We start from the raw sequence: 9,033 nt of genomic DNA on the forward strand, positions 1-9,033 counted from the left end.
CCTTCCAGAACGTGGTATCTATACTTGGTAACCCACACTATGTGACACGTCAGCCGGCTTACCGTATGGCTGCCCCTTCGCATTCCTTTTTCCATAATCCCAAAATACCACCTTTTAGATTTTTTCGGAATACTAAAGTGCAGGGTTTTAAACCCTGGGCTGGGACCAATAAAAAAGCGCATCACATAGTACTTAAAGTCCTATATGGTGCGCTTAAGAAAAGCTGATCTGATTAGATCAAGAATTACCAGCGGTAATATTATCGTAGTAAGTCAATAATTTTGCTAAGTCTTTTTGAGAGCGTCCATCAAGGTTACTTTCCTTCATGAAATTCTTCAGTTGCTTGCGATACTCTTTGTCTAAAGAGTTGATAATGTCTTTATCGCGTAAACGCCTCAGTTTTACAACTTCGCCATTCTTTTTCTCCAGATAATGTGTGACACCACTGACATACCTGTCAATCACTTTACCGGTAAAAGGATCTTTTGAATTTCCTCTCATAAGACTTGTTTCGTGAACATTGATCAATTTCAGTCCTGTACCCTGATTGTATAAAAGCTGAACCGGTGTTGCTTCGCTAAAACCAAATGCTTCGTTTCTTACCTGGTAGCTGAATACTTCTTGAACATTATCTGATTGTTCAAAATTTTCAGGTTTTAGAAACATGAACCCTTTTACTCCATTAGTATTTAACACCATAACTTTTCTATCCTTTATAAACAGGACCTGATTCTTATAGGAGTCGTAGTTGATAGGAAGTACCTCACTGGCTTTTCCATTTGTAAAAAGAATGCGTCCATTTTCAAAAGATTCTTTGATTAGGGGGCTTCCTTGAATATCCTTAACGTCTTCACTGTAAATAGTGGTTCCGGTTGCTATTTGGACTGTCTCGTAATCTATATCATTATCTTGCGCTGCTGTATCATTAGTGGCAAAAAGCGTTAACAATGACAGCAAAGCTACTGAGGCTGATATTTTAAATAATTTCATGGGAATATAATTTTAGTTTAATCTGCAAATTGGCCTAATTAAACAAATATGACCACAGTTTCGGTTTTAAACAACAAAATAATGTTAAACATTCTTCTGTTATCTGATTTACTAACTGTTTAATAGGATAGATATTTTAACGGATTTTAAAATACATGGACTGATCATTAATTTACACCCCTCACTTTTCCGATTTTATATTTTTCACTCCTGCAAATTGTGGAAAACTAGTGTGCAACTAATTTCGAATTGATGGCTCAGGAATAGTATATTCAAGTCCTGAAGTTCTACTCCAATAAAGGGATCACATGTACCTGATTTTTGACACTGAAACAACCGGATTACCACAAGACTTTTCCGCCCCAATCACAGAATTAGATAATTGGCCGCGATTGGTTCAGCTTGCATGGCAGTTGCACGATCATACCGGAAAACTGATCAACAGTGGTAATTATATTGTTAAGCCGGAAGGATTTACCATCCCTTTTAATTCAGAGAAGATCCACGGTATTTCTACCGAGCGTGCACAGGAAGAAGGGGTAGAGCTTGAATTTGTATTGCGTGAATTCTCAAAAGATATCAACAAAGCGTATTTCCTGATCGGGCATAACGTTAGTTTTGATGAGAAGATCATGGGCGCAGAATATCTTCGGAAAAAGATCTCGTCAGCTATTTTAGATAAACCCAAGGTCGACACCAAACTTGATGGTACCGATGTTGCCAAGATCGAAGGGGGCAGAGGCGGAAATTACAAATGGCCATCGTTGGGTGAATTGCATCACGCCCTTTTTGATCAAGGCTTTGAGGATGCTCACGATGCTGCAGCCGATGTTGAAGCAACTGCACGCATTTTTCTGGAAATGGTTCGAACCGGGGCTACCAAGATCAACTTTCCGATGGATGCCCGGTTGTATGAATCAGCCCAGAGCTATATCAAAAAAGAAGAATATATTGATCTCGTCTCTCCATCCCGGTTTAAAACCAAGCAGACCGAAGAACAATTAGAGGCTCAAAAAAAAAGTGGAAACACCGAAGAGACAATTGGTAGCGATGTTGTAGAGCAGGTTACCTTTACGCATCTTCATAATCACTCTAAGTTTTCAGTTTTACAAGCCACTTCAGGCATAAAAGAATTGGTAGCTAAAGCCAAAGAAAAGGGGATGAATGCGGTTGGCCTTGCCGATCTTGGAAATATGTATGGTGCGTTTGCCTTTGCCGCTGCTGCTCACTCGGAAGGAATCAAACCGATAATAGGATGTGAGTTTTTTGTTGTTGAAGACCGAACGCAGCAAAAATTCACCCGGGATAATAAAGACCGGCGGTATCAGATCCCGATGTTCGCTAAGAATAAAAATGGCTATAAGAACCTCTCCAAACTAAGCTCTATTGGTTTTACCGAAGGGTACTATTATAAATATCCCCGAATAGATAAGGAAGTGATCGCCGAGTATGCCGAAGATATCATTTGCCTGAGTGGAGGAGTTCGGGGATGGCTTGCCGATCTTATCTTAAACAAGGGGCTGGAGTTCGCTGAAGAGGAATTACAGTGGTGGATAGAGACTTTCGGTGATGATTTTTATCTGGAGGTGCTGAATCACGGGCTGGAAGAAGAGAAAAGAGTAAATGAAGTATTCAGGTCTTTTTCTGAGAAATACGGGGTGAAATTGGTTGCTACCAATAACGTCTTTTATCTGGATGAGGAAGATGCAAAAGCACATGATGCGCTGATCTGTATTGATGATGGCGAGTTGATGAGTACTCCAAAAGGCAAAGGGCGAGATTTCCGGTACGGCTTCCCAAATGAGGAGTTCTACTTCAAGTCCCAAGAACAAATGAAAGAGCTTTTTACGGATATGCCTGAGGCTATCATGAGTACTCAGGAGATAGTTGATAAGATCGAGCCGATAAAGCTGGAACGTGAAATACAGTTACCAAGATTTGAGCTTCCTGAAGGATTTGAGACCGAAGATGAATACCTGAAACATCTGACTTATGAAGGAGCCAAGCCCCGCTACAAAGAACTTGATGGTGAGGTCACTGAGCGTATCGAATTGGAGCTGGGCATCATCAAAGAAATGGGTTTTGCCGGTTATTTCTTGATCGTTCAGGACTTTATTGCTGCAGCCCGCGATATGGGTGTTTATGTTGGGCCGGGAAGGGGGTCTGCTGCCGGTTCGGTAGTGGCTTATTGTACAGGTATAACCAATATAGATCCACTGGAGTATGATCTTCTGTTTGAGCGATTCCTGAATCCCGAACGTGTGTCGATGCCCGATATCGATATTGATTTCGATGATGATGGGCGGCAGCGAGTGATCGAATATGTAGTCAATAAATATGGGGTTGATCAGGTTGCACATATTATCACATTTGGATCGATGGCTGCCCGTTCTTCCGTTCGTGATGTTGCCCGCGTGCTCGATCTGCCTTTAGCCGATGCCGACCGTATTGCAAAACTCGTTCCTGAAAGACCGGGAACTACCCTCGATGATGCTTTTTCTGAAGTTAAAGAGTTGCGTGATATCAGGGATGGTGAAGGACTTGAAGCCGAAACACTTCGGATGGCTCAGGTGCTGGAAGGCTCGGTAAGAAATACCGGAATTCATGCTGCAGGAATTATAATTGCCCCGGACAAGCTTACCGAATACATCCCGATAAGTACCGCTAAAGATGCTGATCTGTATGTGACTCAGTTTGATGGCAACGTAATCGAGAATGCCGGTATGCTGAAGATGGACTTTTTGGGCCTGAAAACCCTCTCCATATTGAAAACGGCTATTAGTTATGTAAAAGAGAATCACAATAAAGAGTACAATTTAGATACGATTCCACTGGATGATGAAAAGACCTATAAACTCTTTCAACAAGGTGGAACCTCAGGTATTTTTCAGTTTGAAAGTGAGGGAATGCGTAAGCACCTTAAAAACCTGAAACCGACAGGCATCAATGACCTCATAGCCATGAACGCGCTTTATCGTCCGGGACCGATGCAATTCATTCCGGATTATATTGAGCGGAAACATGGTCGCGAAAAGGTGGAATATGATCATGAGGACCTGATAGAACTGTTAGAGCCAACCTACGGTATCATGATCTATCAGGAGCAGATCATGAAGGTGGCGCAGAAAATGGGTGGCTACTCCCTGGGTGAAGCGGATGTACTCCGCCGTATCATGGGTAAGAAGAAGCCGGAATTGCTTCCGCCGGAAGAAGAAAAATTTGTGAAGCAGGCGGTCGAAAAAGGCTATGATGAAAAGACAGCCAAGGAAGTATTCGACAAAATGGCGATGTTCGCAGGCTATGGGTTTAATAAATCTCATTCAGCTGCCTATTCGGTAGTAGCCTATCACACCATGTATTTCAAAGCAAACTACCCTGCGGAGTATATGGCTGCGGTGATGACGCACAACATGAGCGACATCAAAAAAGTAGCGTCATTTATTGAGGAATGCCAGCGGATGAACATTCCCGTCGATCCGCCCAATATCAATACCGCGCGTGGTAAATTCAGGGCCAAGGATGGACGTGTTCAATATGGAATGTCTGCCATAAAAGGAGTGGGTTCATCTGCGATTCAGCATATTGTGGAAGAGCGGGAAGAAAATGGTGATTTTACATCGATCTTTGATTTTGCCACTCGGGTTGATCTTCGAATTTGTAACCGAAAAACGATGGAAAGCCTGATTATTGCCGGCGCTTTTGATACGCTGAATGACAACCGTGCTCAGCTTCATGATTCTGTGGAGGATATTCTTTCCTATGCAGTTCGCAAGCAGGAAGAAATTCGACTAAATCAGGGTAATTTATTTGGAGGCGACAGTGGCGGTCCGGGTTCTCAGGAACCAAAATTGAGGGAAGTTGCAAGGTGGACTCAAATTGAGCGCCTCAATAAAGAAAGAGAGTTGATCGGGTTTTACCTGAGTGGACATCCGTTAAACCGGTTCAGGGAAGAAATTCGATTATTTGGAAAACAGAATTTAAGTGAAGATGTATTTGGCCGGTTATCTGATCGTTCCGATATTCGATTTATAGCTATCATTACAGGAATAAAGCGAGTGACAGATAAAAAAGGGCGGCCATTTGCTTTCCTGCAGGTTGAAGATCTTAATAACTCAACGGAAGTGATCGCTTTCAGTAAAACGTATGATCAATACATGGGTCTGCTTCAAACCGATAATGTACTGTTTATCGATGGTGTGGTGGACACGAGAGGCGGTGAACCAAAAGTGATCGCCAATAATTTTGAGCGGGTTGAAAATCTCCGTGAAAAATTCCAGGAACAGCTGAATTTGAAGATCGACCTGAAAACCTCAGAGCTTAATAAAAGTGACCTCAAACAGATGGAAACCTTATTCTCTTTGAACAAAGGAACTACAACTGTTCGGTTTTCCATTCACAGCCAGGAGGCAAACGCCCCGATCCGAATGAACGTAAGGAATTTTGTGGTAGAACCGAATGATGAACTATTGAGAGGGTTACGTGAGGTATTGGGAGAAGAAGCTGTGCAGCTGGTGCATGGGAATTAGGTTCTATGTATATCCTAATTTGACCACTTAATTATTTCATCTAGAAACTCGGGAACAGGAATTCGCTCGATAGCTTTTTTTGAGAACCCTTTTTCTATTTTCTTTTGATACAAATCGCTATAGAAGTAGTTGAAATCATCCCATATCTGAGAAGGACTTTTTAGGTTGCTTTTTCCTGTTTCGTAAAACCAATCTCGAACCTGATAGATAATCTCTTCTGGTTCGCCTTTATGGGATTTCGTGTCAGAAAAAGATAAATCGGAAAGAGCTTTTTGAAGGCTGTATTTTTCTTCTTCAAGTATCAAAATTTTCTTTTCTTTAAGATTTTTTTTGGTAGAAAATTGACGACAAGAGAAATCGATGGCTAATTCAAAAGGAAGATTAAAACGAGAATAATCACCAATGTTTTTGGCTTTACATCTTGACAAATCGTGAATCCCATATTTAGACTCCTCAATTAGTTCGATGATTTTTTCAAGCCGAACTTCTCCAGAATCAAGGCGTTCAGATGCTATTCTTGGGGTTAGACCGATATCAATAATAGTAAAGAGTAAAGGTTTTAATAAGTCGTTATACTCTTTATCAAATGGGCAGTTTATAAAAACATTTTTTTCAAATGATGTATTCCCCAAAATATATAAGTATTATTTTTTTTTGATCCATTTTCGAATCGAGCCATCGCGCTTATGTACCACTATCTCAGAAGTGCTATTCATTTTTCTTGCTCCCTGTATAGCATCACCTTGATTTCTATACACTTTTGATGCTCTGGAAGACCCCTGTTTTTTTACAGCCCATCCATCTTTACGTTTTATGATATGTGTTCTTGCAGTACTCATTGATTTTAATATAACACCTGAATTAATATTTGCAAATTGATTTCGTATTCGTTTAACTATTCCCTGAAATTGATAGGGAAGATTATTTTCAGTTGGTATATGTGAATTAGATAATTCAAAGCCCAAAAGACAAATTCCACTTACTTATCATTGCACACTATTACCCTTATAACTCAAAAGAATGTGTAATGTTGAATGAAATATCCCGATATTTGTTATAAGATTAAAGAAACTCAAAATAATAAACAGAAATAGCATTATGGCAAAACCAATTGAATTTACAGACACCAATTTTGATGATGAAGTACTGAAGTCTGACAAACCGGTCTTAGTTGATTTTTGGGCAGAATGGTGTGGCCCTTGCCGTATGATTGGACCCATCGTAGAGGAATTAGCCGGCGAATATGAAGGCAAAGCAAAAATTGGAAAAGTAGATGTGGACAGTAATCCTGAGGTTTCCGTGAAATATGGAATCCGAAGTATTCCTTCTCTTTTGATCTTTAAAGATGGTGAAGTAGTTGACCAGATTGTAGGAGCTGTTCCTAAATCTCAGTTAACCAAGCAATTGGAAGCACAGGTAGCCTAAACAAAGCTATTTTAGTTATTTAAAGCGATGCAGATTATACTGCATCGCTTTTTTTATGCTTTTTACAATGCTTTTCAAGACTTAGAATGCATAGTTCTCATTTGTAGTTATCTTTAGCAATTATATTCTAAATCATAGTTAAGAAAATAAATGAAAAAAATACTCATTATTGCCGGGGTGTTGGTACTGATTGCACTTTTAGTAATTCCTAAACTCCAAAATTCATCTGATGCATCAACAAGCCAAAGTGGAAGTGAAGGAAATACCCCAATCACTGTAGATGTACATTTGGTTGAACCTGAGGTTTTTGAGAATAAGATATTTACCACAGGTACTCTGCTTGCAAATGAATCTGTTGACCTTAGAAGTGAAATATCCGGAAAAATAGTAGAACTTAAATTGGATGAGGGTCGGGAAGTTCGGGAAGGTGAGATGCTTATAAAGATCAATGACAGTGAATTGCAGGCACGACTTGAGCAAGCGGAATATCGGATCGGTTTAGCTGAGGTCAGAGAGCAACGTCAAAAGCAATTACTGGAACGCGGGGGTATCAGTCAGGAGGACTATGATGCTACCCTTAATGAATTGAATGTATTGAGAGCTGAGGCTGATCTGATCAAAGCACAGATAGATAAAACCGAGATCCTTGCTCCATTTGATGGTATTGTTGGGCTCAGGTATGTGAGTAACGGAAGCTACATTTCACCAACATCAGAAATAGCGAGCCTCCAGTCTATCAATCCAATTAAAATAGAGTTTTCGATTCCTGAACGTTATGCAGGAGTTGTCGAAACCGGAGACCGGGTAATCTTTAACGTTCAGGGGCAGGACGATGATTTCGAAGCTTCTATTTATGCTATTGAGCCCCGTATTGAAACTCAAACCAGAACCCTTCGAATTCGGGCACTGGCTGATAATGTAGAGTGGAGATTACTGCCTGGAGCATTTGCCAATCTGGAGTTAATACTGGAAGAAATTGAAGATGCTCTGATGATCCCTACAATTTCAGTGATACCCGAACTTCAGGGGCAAAAAGTATTTGTCCTCAGAGACGGAGCGGTAGAGGAACAAGAAGTTACAACCGGCATTAGAACAGCGAGCCATGTACAAATAACAGAAGGTTTGGCACCGGGCGACACGGTTTTGACCACCGGACTTTTGCAGGTAAGGATCGGCTCTAAGGTACGGATCGATCAGGTTGATAAATATGAAGGAGATGAATCATGAGTATTTCGTCACTAAGTATACGCCGCCCTGTTTTAGCTACGGTAATGTCGCTGGTGATCCTGATCCTGGGGATCGTGGCTTTTACATTTCTCGGAATTCGGGAATATCCGGCTACCGAGCCGCCTATTGTAACCGTAAGTACCTCATATACCGGGGCGAATGCGGAAATCATTGAATCACAGATCACTGAACCTCTGGAAGAAGAGGTTAATGGAATTGCCGGAATTCGTACCATGACCTCTACAAGTCGTGAAGGCCGAAGCACCATCACCGTAGAGTTTGAATTGGAAATTGACCTTAATGATGCTGCTAACGATGTTCAGTCCCGGGTATCGCGGGCAGTTCGAAACCTGCCTCCTGATGCCGACCCTCCTGTAGTTTCCAAAGCCGATGCTGATGCAAGTCCTATTGTATTTTTAAACGTACGCAGTGATAAACGAAATTTACTGGATCTTTCTGATGTAGCTTTTAATGATTTCAAAGAACGTGTTCAAACCATACCCGGCGTCAGCAGTGTTCAAATTTGGGGTGAGAAGGAATATGCCATGCGTTTATGGATGGACCCATTGAGATTAGCTGCTTACAAGTTAACTCCCCTTGATGTACAGCAGGCCCTGCAAAGAGAAAATGTAGAATTGCCCTCCGGCCGTATTGAAGGAGACCTGACAGAGCTTACCGTTCGCACGCAGGGCAGGCTTTATGAACCGGAAGAATTCAACAACTTGATCATAACCGAACAAGATGGAAATGTGGTACGTTTTCGGGATATCGGAAGGGCTGAACTCGGAGCCGCCAATGAGCGAACTATTTTGAAACGAAATGGTGTGCCTATGGTGGGGGTGGTGATTGTACCTCAGCCCGGTGC

The 9,033-nt window shown here is 41.4% G+C and carries 7 protein-coding genes and 1 pseudogene; 4 read left to right on the forward strand and 4 right to left on the reverse strand.

Annotated elements, in window-relative coordinates; all coding sequences use genetic code 11:
- Window positions 1–83: pseudogene (locus tag VFM80_RS07080) on the reverse strand (IS200/IS605 family transposase); the annotation flags it as partial.
- Between the two features lie 154 nt (window positions 84–237).
- Complete coding sequence (locus VFM80_RS07085) at window positions 238–990, reverse strand: hypothetical protein (RefSeq protein ID WP_395070937.1); 753 nt, start codon at window positions 988–990, stop codon at window positions 238–240.
- Between the two features lie 308 nt (window positions 991–1,298).
- Here VFM80_RS07085 and dnaE point away from each other — a divergent pair, with 308 nt between their 5' ends.
- Window positions 1,299–5,516, forward strand: coding sequence for a DNA polymerase III subunit alpha (gene dnaE, locus VFM80_RS07090; RefSeq protein WP_395070939.1), 4,218 nt, complete (start codon window positions 1,299–1,301; stop codon window positions 5,514–5,516).
- A gap of 14 nt (window positions 5,517–5,530) precedes the next feature.
- On the opposite strand, the gene VFM80_RS07095 is transcribed toward dnaE, so the two are convergent.
- Window positions 5,531–6,148, reverse strand: coding sequence for a hypothetical protein (locus VFM80_RS07095; RefSeq protein WP_395070941.1), 618 nt, complete (start codon window positions 6,146–6,148; stop codon window positions 5,531–5,533).
- 12 nt (window positions 6,149–6,160) lie between these two features.
- Window positions 6,161–6,355 (reverse strand): DUF2188 domain-containing protein, encoded by a 195-nt coding sequence (locus VFM80_RS07100; protein WP_395070943.1) that lies wholly within the window; start codon window positions 6,353–6,355, stop codon window positions 6,161–6,163.
- 259 nt (window positions 6,356–6,614) lie between these two features.
- Between VFM80_RS07100 and trxA the strand changes: the two genes are divergently transcribed.
- The 3 genes from trxA to VFM80_RS07115 all read left to right on the forward strand — a co-directional run.
- On the forward strand, window positions 6,615–6,941 hold the full coding sequence (gene trxA / locus VFM80_RS07105) for a thioredoxin (RefSeq protein WP_395070945.1): 327 nt from the start codon (window positions 6,615–6,617) through the stop codon (window positions 6,939–6,941).
- Window positions 6,942–7,091: 150 nt separating this feature from the next.
- Window positions 7,092–8,168, forward strand: a complete 1,077-nt coding sequence (locus VFM80_RS07110; RefSeq protein ID WP_395070947.1) for an efflux RND transporter periplasmic adaptor subunit — start codon at window positions 7,092–7,094, stop codon at window positions 8,166–8,168.
- A partial coding sequence (locus VFM80_RS07115; protein WP_395070949.1) for an efflux RND transporter permease subunit occupies window positions 8,165–9,033 on the forward strand: 869 nt, incomplete at its 3' end. The genes VFM80_RS07110 and VFM80_RS07115, both read left to right, overlap by 4 nt.

Source organism: Gracilimonas sp., assembly GCF_035704785.1.
In the GTDB taxonomy this organism is placed as follows: Bacteria; Bacteroidota; Rhodothermia; order Balneolales; family Balneolaceae; genus Gracilimonas.

What these genes read in the sequence shown, in the direction of transcription:
- VFM80_RS07100 (WP_395070943.1), bottom strand. Translation starts at nt 6,355, where the DNA reads ATGAGTACTGCAAGAACACATATCATAAAACGTAAAGATGGATGGGCT.
- VFM80_RS07110 (WP_395070947.1), top strand. Translation starts at nt 7,092, where the DNA reads ATGAAAAAAATACTCATTATTGCCGGGGTGTTGGTACTGATTGCACTT.
- VFM80_RS07085 (WP_395070937.1), bottom strand. Translation starts at nt 990, where the DNA reads ATGAAATTATTTAAAATATCAGCCTCAGTAGCTTTGCTGTCATTGTTA.
- trxA (WP_395070945.1), top strand. Translation starts at nt 6,615, where the DNA reads ATGGCAAAACCAATTGAATTTACAGACACCAATTTTGATGATGAAGTA.
- dnaE (WP_395070939.1), top strand. Translation starts at nt 1,299, where the DNA reads ATGTACCTGATTTTTGACACTGAAACAACCGGATTACCACAAGACTTT.